The organism is Arcobacter roscoffensis (assembly GCF_024267655.1).
Classification (GTDB): Bacteria; Campylobacterota; Campylobacteria; order Campylobacterales; family Arcobacteraceae; genus Arcobacter_B; species Arcobacter_B roscoffensis.
In genome coordinates this window covers 330,077-352,366 of record NZ_CP100595.1, presented here as the reverse complement: position 1 = coordinate 352,366, position 22,290 = coordinate 330,077, and the positions used below count along the sequence as shown (strand labels likewise).

22 protein-coding genes are annotated in these 22,290 nt (G+C 28.8%); 5 read left to right on the top strand and 17 right to left on the bottom strand.

Annotation, left to right across the window (positions count from 1 at the left end):
• Positions 1-40: 40 nt before the first annotated feature.
• Both dapB and trxB read right to left on the bottom strand, forming a co-directional pair.
• The gene (gene dapB / locus NJU99_RS01770) at positions 41-814 is read right to left on the bottom strand and encodes a 4-hydroxy-tetrahydrodipicolinate reductase (RefSeq protein WP_254577019.1); all 774 of its coding nucleotides are present in this window, start codon (positions 812-814) and stop codon (positions 41-43) included.
• A 14-nt stretch (positions 815-828) separates the two neighbouring features.
• Positions 829-1,758 carry a thioredoxin-disulfide reductase gene (gene trxB, locus NJU99_RS01765; RefSeq protein WP_254577018.1) on the bottom strand — a complete coding sequence of 310 codons (930 nt, stop codon included), beginning with the start codon at positions 1,756-1,758 and terminating at the stop codon, positions 829-831.
• Positions 1,759-1,969: 211 nt separating this feature from the next.
• Between trxB and NJU99_RS01760 the strand changes: the two genes are divergently transcribed.
• Positions 1,970-3,310 (top strand): alanine/glycine:cation symporter family protein, encoded by a 1,341-nt coding sequence (locus NJU99_RS01760; protein WP_254577017.1) that lies wholly within the window; start codon positions 1,970-1,972, stop codon positions 3,308-3,310.
• Positions 3,311-3,314: 4 nt separating this feature from the next.
• Here NJU99_RS01760 and NJU99_RS01755 read toward each other — a convergent pair whose 3' ends face one another.
• The 5 genes from NJU99_RS01755 to trxA (NJU99_RS01735) form a co-directional block, all read right to left on the bottom strand.
• Positions 3,315-3,971: a response regulator transcription factor gene (locus NJU99_RS01755; RefSeq protein WP_254577016.1), complete on the bottom strand. Its 657-nt coding sequence runs from the start codon at positions 3,969-3,971 to the stop codon at positions 3,315-3,317.
• On the bottom strand, positions 3,968-6,148 hold the full coding sequence (locus NJU99_RS01750; RefSeq protein WP_254577015.1) for an ATP-binding protein: 2,181 nt from the start codon (positions 6,146-6,148) through the stop codon (positions 3,968-3,970). Before NJU99_RS01750 ends, NJU99_RS01755 begins: the two co-directional genes overlap by 4 nt.
• A gap of 54 nt (positions 6,149-6,202) precedes the next feature.
• A complete protein-coding gene (locus NJU99_RS01745) occupies positions 6,203-7,615 on the bottom strand; it encodes a DASS family sodium-coupled anion symporter (RefSeq protein WP_254577014.1) in 1,413 nt (470 codons plus the stop codon).
• 158 nt (positions 7,616-7,773) lie between these two features.
• Positions 7,774-8,091, bottom strand: coding sequence for a thioredoxin (trxA, locus tag NJU99_RS01740; protein ID WP_254577013.1), 318 nt, complete (start codon positions 8,089-8,091; stop codon positions 7,774-7,776).
• A gap of 132 nt (positions 8,092-8,223) precedes the next feature.
• Complete coding sequence (trxA, locus tag NJU99_RS01735; RefSeq protein ID WP_254577012.1) at positions 8,224-8,541, bottom strand: thioredoxin; 318 nt, start codon at positions 8,539-8,541, stop codon at positions 8,224-8,226.
• Between the two features lie 160 nt (positions 8,542-8,701).
• Between trxA (NJU99_RS01735) and alaS the strand changes: the two genes are divergently transcribed.
• Positions 8,702-11,257, top strand: a complete 2,556-nt coding sequence (gene alaS / locus NJU99_RS01730; protein WP_254577011.1) for an alanine--tRNA ligase — start codon at positions 8,702-8,704, stop codon at positions 11,255-11,257.
• A gap of 9 nt (positions 11,258-11,266) precedes the next feature.
• On the top strand, positions 11,267-11,746 hold the full coding sequence (locus tag NJU99_RS01725) for a hypothetical protein (RefSeq protein WP_254577010.1): 480 nt from the start codon (positions 11,267-11,269) through the stop codon (positions 11,744-11,746).
• A 5-nt stretch (positions 11,747-11,751) separates the two neighbouring features.
• Here the strand turns inward: NJU99_RS01725 and NJU99_RS01720 are convergent, their stop codons facing one another.
• Genes NJU99_RS01720 through NJU99_RS01705 form a run of 4 tightly spaced genes read right to left on the bottom strand, consistent with a single transcriptional unit; the run spans position 11,752 to position 14,184 of the window.
• Positions 11,752-12,120, bottom strand: a complete 369-nt coding sequence (locus NJU99_RS01720) for a hypothetical protein (RefSeq protein WP_254577009.1) — start codon at positions 12,118-12,120, stop codon at positions 11,752-11,754.
• A gap of 39 nt (positions 12,121-12,159) precedes the next feature.
• Positions 12,160-12,468: a hypothetical protein gene (locus NJU99_RS01715; RefSeq protein WP_254577008.1), complete on the bottom strand. Its 309-nt coding sequence runs from the start codon at positions 12,466-12,468 to the stop codon at positions 12,160-12,162.
• Positions 12,469-12,478: 10 nt separating this feature from the next.
• Complete coding sequence (locus NJU99_RS01710) at positions 12,479-13,618, bottom strand: MFS transporter (protein ID WP_254577007.1); 1,140 nt, start codon at positions 13,616-13,618, stop codon at positions 12,479-12,481.
• Positions 13,618-14,184, bottom strand: a complete 567-nt coding sequence (locus tag NJU99_RS01705; RefSeq protein ID WP_254577006.1) for a hypothetical protein — start codon at positions 14,182-14,184, stop codon at positions 13,618-13,620. Before NJU99_RS01705 ends, NJU99_RS01710 begins: the two co-directional genes overlap by 1 nt.
• A 113-nt stretch (positions 14,185-14,297) precedes the next feature.
• On the opposite strand from NJU99_RS01705, the gene NJU99_RS01700 reads away from it, so the two are divergent.
• Both NJU99_RS01700 and NJU99_RS01695 read left to right on the top strand, forming a co-directional pair.
• Positions 14,298-14,813 carry an NlpC/P60 family protein gene (locus tag NJU99_RS01700; protein WP_254577005.1) on the top strand — a complete coding sequence of 172 codons (516 nt, stop codon included), beginning with the start codon at positions 14,298-14,300 and terminating at the stop codon, positions 14,811-14,813.
• A 56-nt stretch (positions 14,814-14,869) separates the two neighbouring features.
• Complete coding sequence (locus NJU99_RS01695; protein WP_254577004.1) at positions 14,870-15,469, top strand: NlpC/P60 family protein; 600 nt, start codon at positions 14,870-14,872, stop codon at positions 15,467-15,469.
• Between the two features lie 250 nt (positions 15,470-15,719).
• On the opposite strand, the gene NJU99_RS01690 is transcribed toward NJU99_RS01695, so the two are convergent.
• The 6 genes from NJU99_RS01690 to NJU99_RS01665 form a co-directional block, all read right to left on the bottom strand.
• The gene (locus NJU99_RS01690; protein WP_254577003.1) at positions 15,720-17,012 is read right to left on the bottom strand and encodes a tellurium resistance protein TerC; all 1,293 of its coding nucleotides are present in this window, start codon (positions 17,010-17,012) and stop codon (positions 15,720-15,722) included.
• On the bottom strand, positions 17,005-17,901 hold the full coding sequence (locus NJU99_RS01685) for a DMT family transporter (RefSeq protein ID WP_254577002.1): 897 nt from the start codon (positions 17,899-17,901) through the stop codon (positions 17,005-17,007). Before NJU99_RS01685 ends, NJU99_RS01690 begins: the two co-directional genes overlap by 8 nt.
• A 90-nt stretch (positions 17,902-17,991) precedes the next feature.
• A complete protein-coding gene (locus NJU99_RS01680; protein WP_254577001.1) occupies positions 17,992-19,158 on the bottom strand; it encodes an OprD family outer membrane porin in 1,167 nt (388 codons plus the stop codon).
• Positions 19,159-19,513: 355 nt separating this feature from the next.
• Entirely contained in the window at positions 19,514-20,452 is a 939-nt protein-coding gene (locus tag NJU99_RS01675; RefSeq protein ID WP_254577000.1) for a ketopantoate reductase family protein, read from the bottom strand.
• An 8-nt stretch (positions 20,453-20,460) separates the two neighbouring features.
• Entirely contained in the window at positions 20,461-21,279 is an 819-nt protein-coding gene (locus NJU99_RS01670) for an alpha/beta fold hydrolase (RefSeq protein ID WP_254576999.1), read from the bottom strand.
• 2 nt (positions 21,280-21,281) lie between these two features.
• Positions 21,282-22,289, bottom strand: coding sequence for an MsnO8 family LLM class oxidoreductase (locus tag NJU99_RS01665; RefSeq protein ID WP_254576998.1), 1,008 nt, complete (start codon positions 22,287-22,289; stop codon positions 21,282-21,284).
• Position 22,290 lies beyond the last annotated feature (1 nt).

Here is a 22,290-nt window from a genome sequence, read left to right as displayed (position 1 = left end):
GTCTTTTCCTCTTAGTTTTGAATTTTGTTTTTGTTTTATTTTATAGACCTAAAGCGTCATTAATTGAGTAAAGTTTTGGATCTTTTCCGATAATCCATTTTGCTACTTTAATTGCACCTTGCGAGAAAGTATTTCTTGCAGTTGCAGTATGATTTAATTCTAAGAATTCACCATCATTGTATAATCCAACAGTGTGTCTTCCTACAATATCACCACCTCTTAATGCCATAACAGCGATTTCATCTTTTGTTCTAGCCCCAATATTTCCATCTCTTCCAGAAACTCTTACATCATCTAAATTTAAATCTCTAGCATCAGCTGCATGTTCTGCTAATGTTAATGCTGTTCCAGATGGTGAATCAACTTTATGTCTATGGTGTTGTTCAACAATCTCAATATCAAAATCGGCAAGTGTTTTTGAAGCTAAGTGTACAAGTTTATTTAAAACTGCAACACCTAAACTCATATTAGTAGCATATAATACTGGTACTAATTTACTAGCTTCTAACAATAAATTTTGTTGATGCTTGTTAAATCCAGTTGTAGCAATAACTAATGGTTTTCTAGCACCATTTTCTACTACCTCTGTAAGTAAAGCTTCTGTTGCGCTTGGAGCAGAAAAGTCAATAATTACATCAGAGTTTTCAAATAAAACTGCAAAGTCATTTGTAACTACTGTATCTTCAGGTACTGGCTTTTTTAATTTATCAAAAACATGTACTGCACCTACTCTTGCTTGCTCGTCATTAGCTAAATCATCAATTAGCAATGAACCAACTCTACCTGTACTTCCTAAAATACCTACTTTAATCATCTTTTTTAGCTTCCTTATCCTATATATTCAATAATATTTACAGCTGCTGTTGCTCCATCACCTGAAGCACAAACAACTTGTTTTGCTGCATCAATTCTAATGTCACCTGCTGCGTATAAACCTGGTGTTGATGTTTCCATCTTTAGATTTACAATAACTTCACCTTGCTCATTTACATCACAAAGGAAAGATCCATCTTCATTTTTGATAGGGTCATTTAAAACATCTCTACCAACAAATACAAAAACACCTGGTGTTGGTAAGTCTCTAATTTCACCTGATTCTTTAGATTTTACTTTTAATCCAAGAACACCTGTGTTATCACCAAATACTTCTTCAACAGTTACATTTGTAACTTCTTCGATATTTTCAGTGTTTTTCATATGCTCAATTGTAGAAGGAGCTGCTCTATATGTATCTCTTCTATGAACTAAATAAACTTTTGAACAAAGTTTTGCTAAATATACTGCTTCTTCTAAAGCTGTATCTCCACCACCAACTACTGCAACTTCTTTACCTTTATAGAAGAATCCATCACAAGTAGCACAAGTTGAAATACCTTGACCGAAGAATTTATCTTCACCTTCAAAACCAGCTCTTCTTGGAACTGAACCTGTAGCCATTAATACAGTTTTAGCTTCATATTCTTTACCATCAACTGCTGTTAATTTGAAAATATCATTTTCTTTAACAACACTTGTAATTTGATTCATTTCATGTTTTAAACCAAATTTTTGACACTGTTCTGGCCAGTTTTGCATTAGTTCCATACCAGTCATTACTTCACCTTGACCTGGGTAGTTCTCAATCTCAGAAGAACCAGTGATTTGTCCACCTGGCATTCCCATCTCGAACATAACAACATTATTTAAACCGCCTCTTGTAGCATAAAGCCCAGCAGTTAAACCAGCAGGTCCACCACCAATGATTGCTAAATCTAACATATTAGTATCCTTTTATTTGTTTCATTTATATTTATTATAGTTCATAGTATTTATTAAAACAGTATAATACTAAAAACTATGTAAGTTATAGTTTAATCAAAAGAAAAAACTTAATGGAGAAATTTTATCGTTTAATAATAAATATCAACTTAAAGTCATCAATTTTTACTTTATAACTTTTATGCTATTATTTCATAATTAAAGGAAATATATGGATAATTTAAACACAATAATCTCATCAACTGCATCTTTAGTTTGGGGACCACCTATGTTAATTTTATTAGTTGGAACTGGTCTTTATTTAACAATAAAATTAAAAGGTATGCAATTTTGGGCATTAGGGCATGCATTTAAGCTAATTTTTGAAAAAGAGAATTCAAATAAAGGTGATATTACAAACTTTGCTGCACTTATGACAGCTCTTGCTGCAACAGTTGGTATAGGAAATATTGTGGGAGTTGCAACTGCTATTAATATGGGAGGACCTGGGGCTGTTTTTTGGATGTGGGTTACAGGATTAGTTGGTATGGCAACTAAATACTCAGAAGCAATTCTAGCAGTAAAATATAGAGAAAAAGGTATAAATGGCTACAAAGGTGGTCCTATGTACTATATTTTCAAGGGTGCAAATATGCCAAAACTTGCTATGGCATTTGCGTTTTTTACTGTAATTGCCTCTTTTGGTATAGGTAATATGGCACAAGCAAATGCTGTTGCAAATGCATTAAATACACAGTTTGGTATTTCTTTTGAAGTAACAGGAATTGTTTTACTAATGATTACTGCTTTTGTTATCTTAGGAGGTATAAAAACTATTGGTAAGGTAACCACATATTTGATACCATTTATGATTGCAATATATTTATTTACAGCACTAATAATTATTGCAAGTAATATTGATAAAGTAAGTGATGCCTTAGGAATGATTTTTTACTATGCCTTTAATCCAATTGCAGCAACAGGTGGATTTGCGGGTGCAGCTATTGCAGCAGCCATTAGATATGGTATTGCAAGGGGAGTTTTTTCAAATGAATCTGGACTTGGTTCAGCTCCAATAGCAGCAGCTGCTGCTAAAACTAGTGATCCGGTAAAACAAGCATTAATTTCTATGACTCAAACTTTTATAGATACATTAATTGTTTGTACAATGACAGCTTTAATCATTTTAATGGCACCTATTTGGACTCAAGGTGGAAATGCTGGTGAACTAACACTAAAAAGTTTTGAATACTTCTTAGGTGATTGGGGAGCTTTAGTTATAGTATTTGCAACTATTCTTTTTGGATACTCCACAATACTTGGTTGGTCGTACTATGGAGAGAGAGCATTTGAGTATATATTAGGGGATAAAAAAATATTCTACTACAGAATCTTTTTTATTGCTATCATATATGTAGGATGTGTTTCCCAGCTTAGACTTGTTTGGAATTTCTCAGACTTAGCAAATGGTCTTATGGCTATTCCAAACTTAATTGGTTTATTAATTCTTTCAAAAGTAGTAAGTTCCGAGACAAAAAGATATTTTGATAAGAAAAAAGTTATAAAAGCTTAGGCTTTTATACTAATTTAGTCTCTTTATTTAAGCTATATCCTAGTCCCTTAACACTTATAATTGACTCATTAGAAAGCTTTTTTCTTAATCTTTTTATCATAGCTCTAATATTAGTTAAATTCGTATCTTCACCTTCCCATACATACTCATAAATCTCTTCATAATTTGCTATATGATGAAGATTTTTAGAAAATAGTTCTAAAAATAAAATCTCTTTTTTAGTAAGTTCAATTTCTTCATTGTTTTTATACATGATTCTATTTTTAAAATCATATTTAAGATTATCATTAAACTGTAAAAACATTTTTTCAACTCTACAAAGTTTCTTTACTTTTTGGATAAGCTCAAAAATATAAAAAGGTTTTTTTATATAATCATCACAACCTAGGTCATAAGACTTTTGAATTTTTTCAAAATCATGATTTGAACTGATTATAATCACAGGAGTATCTTTATGATTAACTCGTAATAACTCTAAAAGTGAAATCCCATCAATATTAGGAACATTTATATCTAAAATGAAACATGAGTAACCATTATCAAGATTTTCAAGTGCTTTTTGTCCATCAATAAAGGTATCCACATAATAAGACTCTTTTTTAAGAGAGTTTCTTATTAAGTTAAGCAATCTTTCATTATCTTCTAGTACTAAAATTTTCACTCTACATACTCCAAAATAATCTCAAACAATGCTCCATCATTTGCATTACTTGCTTGTAATTCTCCATTCATTTTATCTTCAATAATCATTTTTGCCATATAAAGACCTATCCCATGTCCTTCTTTTTTTGTAGAAAAATAAGCTTTAAATATCTTTTTTAAAGCTGTTTTTTTAATTCCACCTGCATTATCTAAAATTTGAATTTTTAAATTTTTACCTTCATTTAAAATATTAATTTTAATAAATCTATCATTAAAATCTTTTTTTATCAATTCATCTTTTGCATTGTTTATTATATTCAAAATAGCTTGCATAAACTCATTTCTAAAACCCAATACATTTAAATTTATGTTTTTGTCATAATTAAATTCAAGATTAATATAGTTATATTTTATATTATGATTTACTATTTTTAAAAGCTCATCAATGGCTAAACTTACATCAAAAATAGTTTTTTTATTTGAAGGAACCATAAAATTTTGAAAGTCATTTATTGTTTTATTCATGTATTCAACTTGTGTCATAATATCTTTTACATAAGATTCATCTTCACTTTTTTGTGTTGATGAAGAGTAAAAGCTCTCTTGAGCAATTGTTGTTATTTCAACTAAAGGAGATTTCCATTGATGAGCAATAGAAGAGAAGATTTCACCAATTTCAGCAAGTTTTGATTGCTGAATTATAAACTGCTGGTTTTTTTGTCTTTCAAGTTCAGCTTTTTTCTCTTTTGTAATATCTGTAAGAATAGTTACAGTACCTGTTTTTTTAGTCTTACTATCACAATAAGTAGTTTGTTTAATAAAATAAATTTTTTCATCAATACTGGTAACTTTTAATTTAAAAGAAGAGTGTTTTTTTGAATTCTTTTTATATTTCAACAAAGCTTTTTGAACTATTTTCACACTTCTATTGTCACTAAACTCATCTAATCTTTTATTGTAAATATGACTTTTTTCAACATTTATAATATTACAAAACATCATATTTGAATCTAATATTCTTCCCTTTTCATCTTGCCAAAAAATTGGACTTTCAATGGCATTTAACAATACTTCATCAAAATCTATTCTTTGTCTTAATTTTTTTTGCGTATTAACTCTCATATAAATATTATGAATTAAACCTAAAATCAAAAATATCAAAATTGGAGATATTATAAAAACAAAATTTATAAAACCACGATGTTTATCAAAAAAAGTTAATCTTTTGTTTACCAGTTCGTATTCGTCATTAATCTGAGCTATTGCAATAGTAAATTCATCTAGCTTTTTAGAGTCAAAAATATATGCGAAATCATCAAACACATTAACTTTTTTTAACTCTTTATTATTTAAAATATCTAAAGCCATAAGACCTGATTGAGTACCAAATTTTTCTAAATCTACTATCTTTCCACCAATTACGCCACTATATTTAAATACTGAATCTGTAATAAAAATAGGAACCTTAGAATCATTTATAAATTTTGAGATTTCATAGTTCTTATTTAGCGTGCCATCACTATTTTTATAAAACCTTATAAACAAAACTGCACTATTATTCTCAGGCTTGGAAAATCTGTGTTTCAAACTACTTAGATTATCTTCTTTCAAATAAATAAGATTATATCGTCCTGTAAAGTCTACAAATAGCTCCTTTATCAAAGGCTCTGTATGTGTAGCATTTATGCTTTTATCATTTATAATATATAGGTTTTTGATACTTGGAATAATCTTTTCAACTAATTTTATATTAGCTTTTAAATCTCTTTTTTCAAGTAAAGCCCAAACTTTATTTTCTAAAGCCTTTTCTATAAGCTTTTCTTGTGAAAAGTTTTCTATTCCTACTGTAAAGATTTTTGTATTTATGAAAAGTTCATCATAGGAATCAAGGATAAAATCATATGCAAATCTATCAATAGTAATAACTAAGTCATACTTTCTATGTTTTAACTGAACCTTATAAAGATTTTTCAAGTTCTTACTATACTCTTTTGAAGTAATTTTTTTTGAATCCATATATAGAACATTTATATCTAAGTTAGTGTGTTTATAAAAAACTTTTTCAATTGATTTTACAATATCATCACTCCACTTATAGCCTTTGTGATAAGAGTTTATTATCAAGATATTTTTATTTATTGAATCTGAGAAAAGAAAAGTTGTGAAAATTAAAAGTAAAAATAGAGTTTTTTTCATAAACTTATTATAGTAAGTTTTATAAAAATAGCACCTTTATTGGTGCTATTTTATTTAAAGAATAATGAAGCCTAAAAGAACTAATGAAGCTAAGAATAGTGCTCCAAATATTGCTCCTAGTTTCCACCATGTAGCTTGTGAAATATATCCAGCACCATACCAAATAGGTGAAGGCCCAGTTGCATATGGAGTAATAATTCCCATAAGTCCAAGTGAACCAACTAAAAGTATTGCTAATGATGGTACCATTTCTGCTGGAATTAAATTCATTCCAATTCCTAGGAAAAGTGGTAAAAGTGCAACTACGTGAGCTGTAACACTTGCAAATAGATAATGGAATAAGAAGAATAATACTACAAGTATTATCACAATATTCACAGGGTCAACACCTGCTAACCAACTTGATATTAAACCTGCTGCCCATTTTAAATATCCAACTTTTTTAAGACCACTTGCCATTGCAACTAGTGTTGCAAACCAAATAAATACATTAATTGCAGCTTTATTTGTAATAACATCTTCCCAATCAATAACTTTTGTTAAAACAAGTAAACATAAAACAACTAATGCAGCTACTGTTCCATTTATACCAATTGATTTTCCAAAAATCCACATAACTAAAGCTAAAACTCCAAGACCTAACATTATTAACTCTTTTTTAGTTATAGGACCCATTGCATCTAATTCTTTTGCTGCCCATGTAGGAGCTTCTGGTGAAGTTTTTTGTTCAGGTGGATATACTAAATATGTAATATATGGTACTAGTAAAAACAGTGGTATCATAATTAAAGCAAGTGTACTGAACCATTCACCCCATGAAATTAAAATACCTGCATTTTTTTCAACTAATGACACAGCTAATAAGTTTGGTGCTAATGCTGTTAAAAACATAGAACTTGTAACACAAGTTGCAGCAATTGCTACCCATGAAATATATGCCCCTAATTTTCTTGGCTCATTTTCAGGAGTAGAATTAAACATTTGTGGAATATTAATAGCAATTGGGAAAATAGTCCCTGCACTTCTTGCTGTGTTTGATGGCATAAATGGTGATAAAATACCATCTGCAAAAGCAACTGCATATCCTAGACCAAGTGAAGTTTTACCTAAGGCTTTTACTAAAAGTAAAGCAATTCTTTTTCCAAGTCCTGATTTTTTGTAACCAAGTGCAAACATAAATGCTGCAAAAATTAACCAAATAACCCCATTTGAAAAACCACTTAAAGCCCAATCTCTATTGGCTTTAGCAGTCTCACCTACTAATCCGAAAGCGGCACTAAATGAAACTCCAATTAAACCTATTAAGGCGGCTGGAATTGGCTCTAAAATAAGTGCTACTATTACACCTAAAAATACTGCAAAGAAGTATTGTGCGTTAACACTTAAACCTTCTGGCGTTGGCATTATTGCAATAATAATTGCAACAATAATTGGTAATGCTATTTTAAAAGTTTGACTTTGAAGCATGACATCTCCTTTTTATTTCTTATATTGAAATATTAGAAAAGAAAAGTGACCTTAATATGACATTTAAGTGTTTTTAGAAAAAAATAAGAAAACTAAGAGATTTACTCTTAGTTTTTTAATAATTGTTAGTATTTATAAAATTTAGTATTTTGATTTAATTAGATTAATGAATTTAATTTATCAACAAATGCTTGTTTAGAAGATGCACCAATCATAGTATCTACAACTTCTCCATCTTTCATAAAAATGATTGTAGGAATAGATCTTACACCAAATTTAACGGCTAAGTCTTGTTCTTCATCAGAATTAACTTTACAGATTTTTGCTTTTCCATCAAACTCTTGCGCTAATTCATCAATAACAGGTGCAAGCATTCTACACGGTCCACACCATGGTGCCCAAAAGTCTACTAAGGCTATACCTTCTTTTGTTGTTTCTTCAAAATTATCATTATTTAGCTCTATATATTTACTCATAATTTGTCCTTTTTTATTTTATAGGAAAAATTTTATCATTTAATAAATAATATCTAGCTTAAACAGGACATAAAAAAAGGTAAGACTAAAATGTCTTACCTTTCTTAATAATTGTTTGTATTTTTATTACGATTATAATAATGAGTTAATTTTGTCAGCAAATGCTTGTTTAGAAGAAGCTCCAACCATTTGATCAACTACTTCACCATCTTTCATGAAGATAATAGTAGGAATAGATCTAATTCCGTATTTTACAGCTAAGTCTTGCTCTTCATCTGTATTTACTTTACAAATGTTTGCTTTTCCTTCAAATTCTTCAGCTAACTCTTCAATAACTGGAGCAATCATTCTACAAGGTCCACACCATGGAGCCCAGAAATCTACTAGTGAAACACCACTTTTTGTAACTTCTTCAAAATTTGCAGGAGTTAATTCAATATATTTACCCATTTTAATTTCCTTATTATTAGTTTTTAGTTCTCTTTATCAAAACATTTTATAAATAAAACTTATTAATTTTAGCCTAGCTTAACTTAAAATTTCTTTTATAATCTAGCCTAAATCTCTTTTTAGATAAAATAACTCTATTTTAATAAAAATGGATAGTTTTATGGATATAAGAAAAGAGTATTTAGAGTTTTTTAAAAATAAAGGCCATGAGGTAGTTTCATCTATGCCTTTAGTGCCAGATGATCCAACATTGATGTTTACAAATGCTGGAATGGTGCAGTTTAAAGATATTTTTACAGGTGATGTTCCAACTCCATCTAACCCAACTGCTACATCTTGTCAGTTATGTGTTAGAGCTGGTGGTAAACATAATGACTTAGAAAATGTAGGTTATACTGCAAGACACCATACACTATTTGAAATGTTAGGAAACTTCTCATTTGGTGATTACTTCAAAGAAAAAGCAATTGCTTATGCTTGGGAATTTGTAACAAAAAACCTAGCACTTCCAATTGATAAATTATGGGTTACTATTCATGATAGTGATGATGAAGCTTATGAATTATGGCAAAAACATATTGATGCTTCTAGAATCAAAAGATTCGGCGATAAAGATAACTTCTGGTCTATGGGAGATACTGGTGCTTGTGGTCCTTGTTCTGAAATTTTCTATGACCAAGGTGAAGAGCATTTTAATAGTGATGAAGATTATTTAGGTGGAGAAGGAGATAGATTCCTTGAAATCTGGAACCTTGTATTTATGCAGTATGAAAGAGATACAAGTGGGAAATTAAATCCATTACCAAAACCTTCAATTGATACAGGTATGGGACTTGAAAGAGTTATTGCTATTAAAGAAGGTGTTCTTAATAACTTTGATTCTTCAAACTTCCAGCCAATTATCAAAAAAATTGAAGAACTTGCAATTAATAAAATTAATGACGAAAATATAGGTTCTTACAGAGTAATTTCTGACCACTTAAGAGCAAACTCATTTATGTTATCTCAAGGTATTTTATTTGGAAATGAGGGAAGACCTTATGTAAATAGAAGGATTATGAGAAGAGCTGTAAGACATGGTTACTTACTTGGATTTAGAAAACCTTTCTTAGCACAAGTATATGATACTTTATGTGATATGATGGGTACACACTATAGTGACTTAATTGATCAAAAAGATTATATAAAAGAGCAATTAACTCTAGAAGAAGCTAGATTCTTTAAAACAATTGAATCAGGTATGGCTTTATTTGAAGAAGAATTAGAGAACACAAAAGATATATTCTCTGGTGAGATTGCATTTAAACTTTATGATGAAAAAGGTTTCCCTTTAGACTTAACAGAAGATATGTTAAGAGATAAAAATATCAAAGTTGATATTGAAAAATTTGATTCCCTAATGGCAGAACAAAAAGCAAAAGCAAAAGCTGCTTGGAAAGGTAGTGGAGATGCTGCTACTTCAGGTGACTTTAAAGCTTTACTTGAGCAATATGGTGAAAATGAGTTCGTAGGATATGAAAATACAAACTATAGAAGTAAAATTCTTTCACTTTTAGATGAAAACTTCAAAGAAGTTACATCTCTTAAAAAAGGTGAATCTGGATGGGTTATGTTAGATAAAACTCCATTCTATGCTACTTCTGGTGGACAAGCAGGTGATATTGGTGCATTAGAAGATAATGAGCATATTGCGATTATTGAAGATACACAAAAATTCCATGGATTAAATCTTTCAAAAGTAAAAGTAGAAAATTCTGACATTAGTAAAGATGAAGAAGTTAAAGCTGTTGTAGTAAATAGATATGAAGTTGCAAAACATCATAGTGCTACTCACCTTTTACAAAGTGCTTTAAAGATGGTTTTAGGTGACACAGTTGCACAAGCAGGTTCTTTAAATGATTCTTCTAGATTAAGATTTGACTTTACGTATCCAAAAGCAATGACACAAGAACAAATTGAAGAAGTAGAAGATTTAGTAAACTCTATGATTTCAAGAGGAATTGTTGGAAGTGTTGAAGAGTTAGCTATTGAAGATGCTAAGAAAAAAGGTGCTATTGCTATGTTTGGTGAAAAATATGGTGATGTAGTAAGAGTTGTTGAATTTGGTGATATATCTGTTGAGTTCTGTGGAGGAACACACGTAAGAAATACACATGACATTGGTTCTTTTTATATTACTAAAGAATCAGGTGTAAGTGCAGGTGTTAGAAGAATTGAAGCTGTATGTGGAATGTCTGCTATTTCATATGCAAAATCATTTATGAAAAAATACCAAGAGGTTCAAACTGAAGTTAAAAACCAAGATGCTATTACTGGTATCAAAAAACTAAAAGATCAAATCAAAGAGCTTAAAAAAGAAATTGAAGAGGCACAAAGTGCAAGTGCAACTCCTATAGCTGAAGAAATGATTGGTGATGTTAAAGTTGTAGTTGATATTGTTAAAAATGGTGATATTAAAAAACTAATTGATGATATGAAAAATGCAAATGAAAAACTAGCAGCTCTACTTATTCAACCAAAAGGTGAAAAAGTTATGATTGTTGCAGGAAGCAAAAACACATCTATTAAAGCTGGTGATTGGATCAAAAATATTGCACCAATCGTTGGTGGTGGAGGTGGTGGAAGACCTGACTTCGCACAAGCTGGTGGAAAAGATGTATCTAAAATTGAAGATGCTAAAAAAGCTGCTTTAGATTATGCAAAAGCAAACTTATAGGATTACAAAGTGAGTGAACTATTTGATAACTATTCATCAATTATAGTTTTTCTACATGTAATCTCTGCTGTATTATGGGTAGGTGGAATGTTAGCAATTAGATTTGCCGTTCACTACTCAATGCAAGATATTACAGACCCAAAGATAAAACTAGGAAGAACATTAGAGAGTCTTAGAAGATTTTTTAATATGGTTATTCCTGCAATTGTTTTACTTTTATTAACAGCGATTATTATGATAATAGCATTAGGCTTTAAAGGTACACCTTTATATAATGTAGTAATTGCAAAGGAAGTGATTTGGACTATAATGACTGTAGTTTTTATTACTATATATATAAAAAGAAACAAAGCATCAAAGGCTTTTGAAAGTGGTAATTTACCTGCAGCAAAACAGCAGTTAGAACCAATAGCTAAATACTTTATTCCATTAAATATTATTCTAGGAATTATTGCTATATTTCTAGGAGTTACATTAAGAGGATTTTAATCCTCTTAATCATCTAAATAGTATTCAACTGTTGAAACAACTCTAACTTTCTTGATATGTTGAGTATTTTGATCCCTACTTGAAATAGAAAACTGACCTTGTCTTGCTTTTTTAATTTTACCTAGCTTACTATTTGAATCCTTAGCAAACTTCAAAGCAACTTCTCTAGCTTTTCTTGTGGCTTCTTCTATCATAATTGGTTTTACTTCATTTAAATTTGTAAAAAAATATTGAGCTTTTGAATCATAATCATTTACTCTAAATAAAATACCTTTTTTGTTTAAAGATGAAATATTTAAAATAGCACTTCTTACTAACTCAACATTTTTAGAGTAAACATTAATAGTTTGATTTGCACTATATCTGAATCTCATATTTTCATTTGAGTAACTATTTGCTAACTTATCATTTATTCAAGGTGCTGGTATTGTCCATTCATCTTCCATAATTTTATGTTCTTTTAAAAACTCTATTATTGTTTTTGTATTACTTTCAATTTGTTTATTTAAATCATTTAAATCATTACTAGCAACTGCAAATTTTATAGGCCATAAAACTATATTTGCCTTAAACTCTTTTTGTGATAAACCTTTTACAGTTACACTTCTATCAAATTGTTTATAAGTTTTCACACCCTTTACTAAAAAATACCCAAGTGAGCTTAAACCTAAGAAAATTGATATTCCTAAGATATAGATTGATTTACTACTTAAATTTGACATATAAATCCTTTTAATCAAATAACTTTTTATTTTTATACACTAATATAAACATAAAAAAGAGAATACAGATAAATGTATAAACCATAATATCCCATCCAAAATGTTCATAAATTATCGATGGTAAAAATGACCCCATTGCTCCACCTAAATAGTAAAAAGTAAGATACATCCCAGAAGTAAGTGATTTTTGCTCACTTTTCATAGAGTTTGCTAAACCTGTACTCATAGTATGTACTGTAAACATACCAATACAAAAGATGAATAACATTATAAACAAGAACACTACACTTTTGCTAACAAGAAAAAAGTTTATTATTGTAAATATAGCTAATCCAACTAAAATTGTATTCAGTTCTGTTTTGAAAAGTTTTACAATTTTTTTTGAAAAAAGTGAAACTAAAATTCCCATACCATAACCTAAATATAAAAGACTAATTTGAAACTCATTAATTGAGCTACTTATATCTTTTACTCTAAATGGTAGTACATTTAATATCCCTGCAAATACAAAAAAAACACAAAACATTAATAAGTAAACTAAAACAAATCTCTTATCTTTTAAAATATTTGTAATATCACTTACCTTAGGTTTTGATAAACTTGCATCTCCTTCATACTTTAGTTTTTTAATAAAAAATAGTGAAATAAAAATTGCTAAAGATAAAGAATAAAAAACATATTCATAAGAAAAACTTGTGGCAATTGCTCCTGAGAATATTCTTCCAATCATTCCTCCAAGTACAGTTGCAGCTACATAAATAGCCATATTATATTTGATATTTTCTTTATCAATATTAGCTAAGATACTCATAAGTGCAGTTAAAATAGCAGGTACCACTAAAGCTTCACAAAATCTAAAGAATAAAAAAGTTTCATATCTTGTACTTAAACCTAAGAAAATATTTGTTACTAGCAAGATAGCTGATGAATACATAAGCATCTTTTTTGCACAAACCTTTTCTAAAACATATCCATAAACAATCGGTGATATTGCTAAAAAAAGCATGATTATAGCTGTAAACTGTGAAGCTTTTACAACTGAAATGTCAAACTCTTTTGCAAGCAATGGTTGAAGTGGTTGTGTTGCATACATAACAGATAAAACAATTACAATACAATATATTACGATAAACAAATCTAGCTTTTTCACTATAATTCATCTTTCAAATATATTTTTTCAAAATAGTTTTCTACTATATTCATCTTAACTAAGCTTTTAAAATACTCTTTTTGAAATCTTTTTTTATTTATATTTTTATTAACATAAGAGTTATCATACTTCTGTATTAACTCTTGAAAATAAAAACCTTCATAATCTAAGATAAATAGATCTTCTTTAAAGCCAAACTTATATATTAAATCAATGTAATATTTGTCATCAATTAAATAACTTGTAAACTCATAATTATCATAATCAAATCTTTGAATTTTTTTCATACTTGTAATATTAAAATGCTTCTTAAATTGATAAATAAAATGACCTCTTGGAAGACCATTCCAAGTGCATGAATTGTTTAAAGAAATATATTCAATGAATAGCTTCTTATATTTACTATCATTTATAGTTTTTATATATGAGTCTCTTGTGCAAAGTCCAAGAGTTGAAAGCTCATTTTGTGTCTTTAACTCTAAAGTATCAAAAGAGTTTTTATATTTAATAGGCATACAAGCAGTAAAAAAAACAAGACTTATTAAAGTAAATAATACTGTTCTCATTTTAAATCCTTTCGTAAAAACAAATTATAGCATTTTTGAGGTAATTAATTGACATCGTGTTATTTTTGTAATAATATACTTTTATTCATTGCCAATAGGAAAACATTTATATTATGATAAAATCAATAATCCTTATTTTTTTATGCCTATTTTTTACAACTGGATGTTCATATAAAAATAGTTCACAAAAATTTATAAGTAGCTACAAAGAGTTAGATAATCTTCCTTATCCTAGTGCTTCACTTGAACATACTCTACTTGAAACAAACAATCAACTAAAAAATTTTTACAAAGAATGGAGAGGGGTTAGGTATAAATGGGGTGGAAGTACTAAAAGAGGTATTGATTGTTCTGCTTTTGTTCAAAAAGCCTATAGAAATAGTTTTAACTTAAAACTTCCAAGAACTACAAAATATCAACATAAAGTTGGTAAATACATAAATAAAAACTCACTTAGACTAGGTGATTTAGTATTTTTCAAAACAGGATGGGACTCAAGACATGTGGGTATTTATCTTGATAATGGAAGATTCATGCATGCATCAACAAGTAAAGGTGTGATTATTTCTTCTTTAAATAATAGATATTATAAAAAACACTACTGGAAAGCAAAAAGAGTCTTGTTTTAAACACAAAGAAAAAAAAGGGTATAATGTAAGATTAATCTAATTTTACAGGAGTACATGTGATAAGAAACTTATCATTTTTTATTTTTATAACACTTTTTTTTAGTGCATGTAATAGCACTAAAACACTTGCATATAAAGAGACATCTAATCAAAATATAAATAAACAAATAGAAGCTTTAAAGCATTTTGAACCAGAAACTATAAAAGAAGTAAAGCTTGAAGAAACTAAACTTGAACAAGAGATTGAACAAGAAGAAATACAAAAGCAATTAAGTAATGATGAAATCATCAAAAACTCTTTAATGGAATTTTATACTGAATGGAAAGGTGTAAAATACAAATTTGGAGGAAATTCAAAAAGAGGTATTGATTGTTCTGCTTTTACTCAAAGAATTTTCAAAGAAAAATTTAATATCAAAATACCAAGAAGTACAAGAACACAAGTTAAAGTTGGTGAGAAAATTAAAAAGTCTCAGCTTAAACTAGGTGATTTAGTATTTTTTAAAACAGGTAAAATAGATAGACATGTTGGAGTTTATATGGGTGATGGTAATTTTATGCATGCTTCAATAAAAGGTGTTAAATTTACAAAATTAAATAAAGCTTTTTATAAAAAGGCTTATTGGACATCAAGAAGAATTATTAAAGATTTATAATACATAAGCCTCAAAGTTTTAATTATGTTCAGGAGAAATGAGTTCATTTTGCACTTACTACTCTTGCTATAGAAAATTAAATATGATTAAAAGAGTAATATAAATGAGGCTTTTTGTAATTTGTATGAGTTAATGAGATAGATGCACTTAAATTTATAATTTAGGAAGCAGAAAGGATACAAATGAGAAATGCATCTACCTCTTTAATACTGTAATTATAATCTACAAATATGATAATTGTATGATTTTATTACAATTTTATAAAATTTGACAAAATATATAGACAAACCACCCCTACTATGTACATTTTTAGAGCATAAAAAATATTGGCTTTAAAAATATCCTTTGCATTTAAATTATATCTAGCAACTATTGTTAAATTTAATCCACTAAATGGCGAGGTTGAAACAGTTGTAGCCCAAGCCATCAAAAATGTCACAGCTAATAGTGTATGATTTACCGAACTTAAAAACTCTCCAATAATAGCAATTGTAATAATAGGATGAATTCCAACAAAGGCTAAAACTATAAAAATAGCTAAAAGAATTGAAGCTATAATCCAATCAAACTCTTCAAAAGGAAGTGTTAATTCTAGTCCTAAAAGTATTGAACTAACAGAAATACCAAACATTCCAGCTATTAAAAATAGTGAGAGTTCCACTTTCATCTTTGGTAACTCTTCAAAAATATGATTTACTATCTTACTTGTAGTTTTAGATACTCCTTTTTTTATTGGTAAAACTAAGATTGTTAATAAAAAAGAAAATAGCGAGATTAAAACAATCACTTTAATATCAGGATAAAAATGATTTGTTAGCAATACTAATACAGCTAAACAAAAAGGTAAAAGTAAAGTATCAAAAGCCATAGGATAACCTCTGAATTCATCTAAATTAAAACTCTTATCTTTATTTACTTCATAGTATGTAAACAAAAATGCTATAAAAGCTAATATTAGTCCATTTATCAAAATTACACCTGCTTTTAAATTTGGTGCATAAGTTAAAGCTGCTGCAAAAGCTACAAAAAAAGGTGACCAGTAAGCATCTGTAGAAAAAGCTCTTGTAAGTAAAACTATTTGAGTTTTTGTAAGATTAGCTTTTTTATATAATTTATCTGCAACAAGTATCAAAGAAGACAAGTTTATTACAGATCCAAATAAATGAACGCCAAGATAAGTCTTTAAAAAAGATTGTTTTCCTTTTGGAAGATTAGCACTTTTATCTTTCTTAGGAGTTGCTATTAATCTTAAAAAACCAACTCCAATTAAAAGAGTTAGTAAGTATTGATTTACAGTAAAAACTTTTACAAAATCAATACTAAAACCATAGAAAAAGCAAATAGCAAAGGCAATAAGGCTTAAAAGTAAAAGTATGTTTAACATCTTTTTACTTTTTAGAGATGTATATGAAAAGCTAAGTGAAAGCCAAGCTAAAACACCTGCAATAATTAATAAAGAGTTATTAAAAAAGTAAGCAAGAAAAGTTATTAAAAATGATGAAAAAATTAATATTCCACTTAAACTTGCTAATGCCTTATTCACTTTTTTTGTCTTTCTTTAAATAAAATATTGATAAATAAATTCCAAGAGCTATTAGAATAACCCCAACTAAATGATAAAACTCTAGTTTTTCACCCAAAAAGATATAAGCTAATACTGCACCAAAGATTGGCATTAGATGGGCAAACTGACCTGCTTTATTGGCTCCGACCTCAACTGTTGATATATTCCAAAAATAAAAAGATAAGATTGACGGGAAAATTACCATGTATATTAATGAATAAAACAACTCTTTATTCTCTATAAACCCAACACTAAAACTATATCCTTGATAATAAAAGGCTATAGTTAAAAATCCAACACCAATAAAAGTTGTAATAGCTAAAAAGTCAAAAGCTTTAAGCTCTTTTGGCTTGAATTTTAAAAAGATAGAATATAAAGACCATAAAAGTCCTGCAAGCAATATCCATAAATCACCTTTTGAAAATTCTAAGGTACTTAAGATTGATAATTCACCTTTTACAATAAGATATATAACCCCTAAAGTAGATACAAAAATCCCAAATACTTGAATAGCTTTAATTTTAACTTTTAAAATAATTGCAGATAAAACTACAATCATAATAGGAATAGCTGAGTTAATTAATAAAGCGTTTATTGCTGTTGTTGTTTGTAATCCATAGTATAAAAAGGTATTGAATCCTGCAACACCAACACCGCCCAATAAAAATAAAAGTAAAAAGTCTTTACGCAAGGCTTTTGTTAATCTTTTTATATTTATTAATATATATGGTAAAAGTAATACTAAAACAAAAAACCATCTATAAAATGAAAGCTCAGTTGGTTCAATACTTGTAGATACTAATCTTCCAAATACAAAATTACCTGACCAAAAAAGTACTGCTAAAACTAATAAAATATAATACTGCATAATAACTTCTTTTGAAAAAATTTTAAATTAAAAAAGGGTTCAAGTATATACTTGAACCCTTAAAAATAGCTTTTATACTATATTAAATTACTAAAATTTATATGAAGTATAAACTCTTAAAGCATTTGAATCTTTTAAAGTATCGCTAAATGAAGCGTTTTCATACATAACTTTTGTTGAAAAGTTTTTATTAAAGGCATACTGTACAAATCCACCATATGCATCAATCTTATCTGAACCACCTAAGTTGTTATTATCAGGTGATTTTACTTGTCCTATATATGCAACAACAGTAGCTCCTGCTAATTGTGTAGCAGCAACTGCAACCATAGTATCTGTGTTTGCTTTATATGTTACACTTCCACCATGAATTGGTAAAGCTGTATAACCAGAATCAGCACCATTTCCAGCACCAACAAATACATCACCATCATCAGTAGTACTTGTATATAATCCAGTTAAATTAACCATTCCTATATTTCCACTAACTTTAGCCCCATATAATCTACCATCAGACTTAGCATTACTATCATTTGTAGAATCAATTACTTGTAGTGAAACTTTTGCAATACTAGCATCATAAACACCATCTATATATAAAGCATTTTTATCAGTATTTGCAGTACTTCCATCTACATCTAAATACTGACCTTGTAGTGTCAAGTTTTCAATAGAGTTGTTTTTCACATATAAAGTATATGCTCCATCTTCATACTTATCAAACTCACCTGGGTTTTCAGCACCATCTGTTCTTCCTTGGAACTTATTTACATATGCAGCAACTATAGTTGTATCAGCTAAATCTGTATTTGTTAAAGTTACACCTTCAAATGACTCTTTAATCATTCTAGAACCAGAACCTGCAACTAAAGGAGTTGTAATATACTGTCTACCAACTTTTAGTGTTGTATTATCTAAAGTATATGCTAGATATGATTCAGACATTACTGCACCTGATGCATCCATTGTGCTAGCAAAATCATTTGTTGCCTCAATAGATCTATCTACTACATGTGAAGCTTGAAATGTTACTCCTGCATTTAAGCCATAAAAAGAACCAGTTACGATATTTATATTTCCACCTGTAACAAAAATATTATCGTTTTTACCATCTACTGGACTTTGCTTATCAAAGTATTGTGCTTTTAATTCACCCTTTACTTTTGAATTAGAAAATGCTTCTTCTAAAGTATCAGCAAAAACTGAACTACTAAGTAGTAAACATGCAGCCATACTTAATTTTGTAATTTTTTTCATTTTATCTCTCCAAGATTTCGAAATTTTCTAGACTACCATACACGCGCAATATATAGTTGGTACTCTACATTAAAGATTTTAATTAAATTAAATCGCAAAATTATCGCACTTTTTATAAGTTAAAATAAGGGCATACGGCATATAAAATGCCGTATTTATGTCTAAATCATTTTTTTATGAAAGGAGAAACTTCATATAAGTCGCTTTGAAGTTGTAAGTGATAAAAAGAAAGCATTTATAAGTTTAAAAGCAAAAAACATAATAGGTACTACAACTTCAAAAGTAAATATATCACTTGCACCTATTTCAAAAGTAATAGTAATAAAAACTTATCGCAGATTAATCGCAAATAGTTTTATTTTTCATTTTTATACACAAAATCAAGTAAATAAGAGATTGATTTAGTATAAGGGCTATCTATATTTTGCATTTTATTATAGTTTATTACTACATTACAAATTTCATCTATTTCTAGTTCTCTTTTAAACTCTCTATCAACTAGCATTGAGGGTTTAATTGAGTCAAAATTTTTAATTAACTCATACATTTGACTTAGTTCATTGTTAGTAATTTCTATACTACAAGCTTTTGCAGCACTTTGAGTCTCTTTCATTAGACCATAAACTAAAGATGAAAGTTTTTCATTATTCATTAAAACACCAGTTTTAATTTTGAGTAAAGCACAAATAGCATTTACTCCATTGTTTATAATAAGTTTCTTCCAAAGCTCTTTATTTATATCATCAACAACTTCACATAAAATACCAGCTTCATTTATACTTTTATTTAATTTCTTTAAAAAAGCTGTGTTCTCTTTAGTTTGGGAAATTGAACCTATTAGAGTTTCTACTTTACCTGTGGCTTCTATAAAAGAGGGTTTTATAATATGAGCACCTATTTTTCTAGTTAGTCCGCCTATTATTTTATCTTTTTTAAAATATTCACATAAGATTTTTTCATTTTCAACACCATTTTGTAAAGATAAAATATATGGTTTATCTTTTAAGGTATCTAGTTTAAAAGAAAGCTCTTTTGCTATTATTCTAGTTGTATTTGATTTTGTAGTTAGAATTATTACATCAATATTTAAAGAAGTGAAGTCTATATCTTGTAGTTGTGATACATCTACTTTTTGAGAGAAGGAAAAATCAGGATGTTGCACTTGTAAGCCATTTTTTCTTATAGCTTCTAGGTGCAAACTCCTTGCGACAAATGTAACTTTATTTGATGAACTTAATAATCTTGCTCCGTAAAATGCGCCTATTCCACCTGTACCTAAAATTAAAAAGTTCATATCTACTCCTATTCTAAAAAGAAATCTTCAAGTAGTTTATTAAATCTATCCTTATGTTCTATTTGAGACCAATGTCCACATTGTCCAAAACCATGTAATTGTGACTTTTCTATTAGATTATGCAATCTAATTGAGTTTTCAAAAGGAATCACCTTATCATCTCTACCATGGATAATTAAAACATCTTTATCAATAGAAGCTATTTCTTTTTCATCACTTGCCATTGATTTTACACTATTTTGTCTTGGTTCGGGAAACATTGAACTAAATGATTCTTGAAATCCAGGTCTAATACTAGCTTCATATCTCATTTTTGCTAAATCATCTGTTACTAGTTCTCTACTATAAGCAAATGTATCTAATAAAGCTTTCATGTTTTCTATACTTGGAGTATATCCCCATGCTTGATCAAGTCCAGCTGTTATTTCAAAATCAACACCCATTGCACCCATTAATACCATTTTATTCACTCTATTTGGATATTTTATAGCTAAACATAAAGCCAAGCCTCCACCAAAAGAGTTACCTACAATATTAAATTTTTCTATTTTTAAAGCATCCATTAGATTAATAGCTTGCTCTACCCATTCATCCATACTATAAGTAATATCATTAGGTCTATCACTATAACCAAAGCCTACCATATCAGGAGCTATTACTCTAAAGTTTTTTGCAAGCTGGGGCATTGCTAATCTCCAGTTTGCAAAGGCTGAAACCCCTGGTCCTGAACCATGGATAAATAAAACTACTTCACCCTCACCTAAATCATGATAGTTAGTATTATAATTACCCGTATTAATACTATTTGCTATTTCTGGATTTGACATTTTTACTCCTTATTTAAATCAAACTCTTTTGCTAAAAGTTCATATGATCTTTTTCTATGCTCAAAAGAATAAGTCACATTCACAATAATTACCTCATCAACTTCATACTCTAAAGCTAATTTCTCTATTTCTTCTTTACACTCTTTTGCATTACCTAATATCATGGTATTCATTGTTTCTTCATAATATTGTCTATCTTCAAGGCTTAAATCTTTTATTAGTTCTTGAACTGCTTGTGGGCTTTGTAAATCATCCCTTGTAGGCTGTTTGAAAGCTTGTAACTTCCAATAAGTATGTGTACTTGCTATATATCTTGCTTCTTCTTTATCCTTTGCAACAATACAAGCAACTGCAATACTAGCTTTTGGCTTTTTAAAATTATGACTTTTATTAAATGTTTTTTTATACTCTTGTATTATTGAAGAATTTCTTTCATGTGTTCCTATAAATAATGCTAAGATAAAACCTGCACCTAGAACTCCTGCTAAAGAAGAACTTGAATTACTAGAACCTAGTAAATACACAGGAGTACTATTTTCTTGAATTGGGGATAAAGTCAATCCACTAAATGAAGAATTTAAAGGAACTGTTTTATCTAAATAGTTTATTGTTTCATAAACCTTTTTTGAGTAGTCACTTTGATTTGAATGCAAAGCTCTAGTAGCTAAAAAACTTCCGCCACTAGCTCTTCCTACACCTAAATCAATTCTATTATCATATAAAGCATTAAGTGTATTAAAAATCTCTGCTACTTTAAAAGAGCTATAATGATTTAGCATAACGCCACCACTACCAACTCTAATTTTTGAAGTATTTGAAGCAACTGCACTAACCATAATCTCTGGGGCACAAGAAGCATAACCAGGTGTATCATGATGCTCTGCTAATAAATATCTATGATAACCTAAGTCTTCACAAGATTTTGCTAATTCAATAGTATCAAATAAACCTTGTTTTGCTTCTTTTCCATCATGAATTGGGGATTGATCTAATACACTTAATTTTAACAAT

Excerpts from the sequence above, each read along its gene's own strand:
- dapB (WP_254577019.1), bottom strand. The coding sequence starts at position 814 with ATGATTAAAGTAGGTATTTTAGGAAGTACAGGTAGAGTTGGTTCATTG.
- trxB (WP_254577018.1), bottom strand. The coding sequence starts at position 1,758 with ATGTTAGATTTAGCAATCATTGGTGGTGGACCTGCTGGTTTAACTGCT.
- NJU99_RS01760 (WP_254577017.1), top strand. The coding sequence starts at position 1,970 with ATGGATAATTTAAACACAATAATCTCATCAACTGCATCTTTAGTTTGG.
- NJU99_RS01750 (WP_254577015.1), bottom strand. The coding sequence starts at position 6,148 with ATGAAAAAAACTCTATTTTTACTTTTAATTTTCACAACTTTTCTTTTC.
- NJU99_RS01745 (WP_254577014.1), bottom strand. The coding sequence starts at position 7,615 with ATGCTTCAAAGTCAAACTTTTAAAATAGCATTACCAATTATTGTTGCA.
- trxA (WP_254577013.1), bottom strand. The coding sequence starts at position 8,091 with ATGAGTAAATATATAGAGCTAAATAATGATAATTTTGAAGAAACAACA.
- trxA (WP_254577012.1), bottom strand. The coding sequence starts at position 8,541 with ATGGGTAAATATATTGAATTAACTCCTGCAAATTTTGAAGAAGTTACA.
- alaS (WP_254577011.1), top strand. The coding sequence starts at position 8,702 with ATGGATATAAGAAAAGAGTATTTAGAGTTTTTTAAAAATAAAGGCCAT.
- NJU99_RS01720 (WP_254577009.1), bottom strand. The coding sequence starts at position 12,120 with ATGAGATTCAGATATAGTGCAAATCAAACTATTAATGTTTACTCTAAA.
- NJU99_RS01715 (WP_254577008.1), bottom strand. The coding sequence starts at position 12,468 with ATGTCAAATTTAAGTAGTAAATCAATCTATATCTTAGGAATATCAATT.
- NJU99_RS01705 (WP_254577006.1), bottom strand. The coding sequence starts at position 14,184 with ATGAGAACAGTATTATTTACTTTAATAAGTCTTGTTTTTTTTACTGCT.
- NJU99_RS01700 (WP_254577005.1), top strand. The coding sequence starts at position 14,298 with ATGATAAAATCAATAATCCTTATTTTTTTATGCCTATTTTTTACAACT.
- NJU99_RS01685 (WP_254577002.1), bottom strand. The coding sequence starts at position 17,901 with ATGCAGTATTATATTTTATTAGTTTTAGCAGTACTTTTTTGGTCAGGT.
- NJU99_RS01680 (WP_254577001.1), bottom strand. The coding sequence starts at position 19,158 with ATGAAAAAAATTACAAAATTAAGTATGGCTGCATGTTTACTACTTAGT.
- NJU99_RS01675 (WP_254577000.1), bottom strand. The coding sequence starts at position 20,452 with ATGAACTTTTTAATTTTAGGTACAGGTGGAATAGGCGCATTTTACGGA.
- NJU99_RS01670 (WP_254576999.1), bottom strand. The coding sequence starts at position 21,279 with ATGTCAAATCCAGAAATAGCAAATAGTATTAATACGGGTAATTATAAT.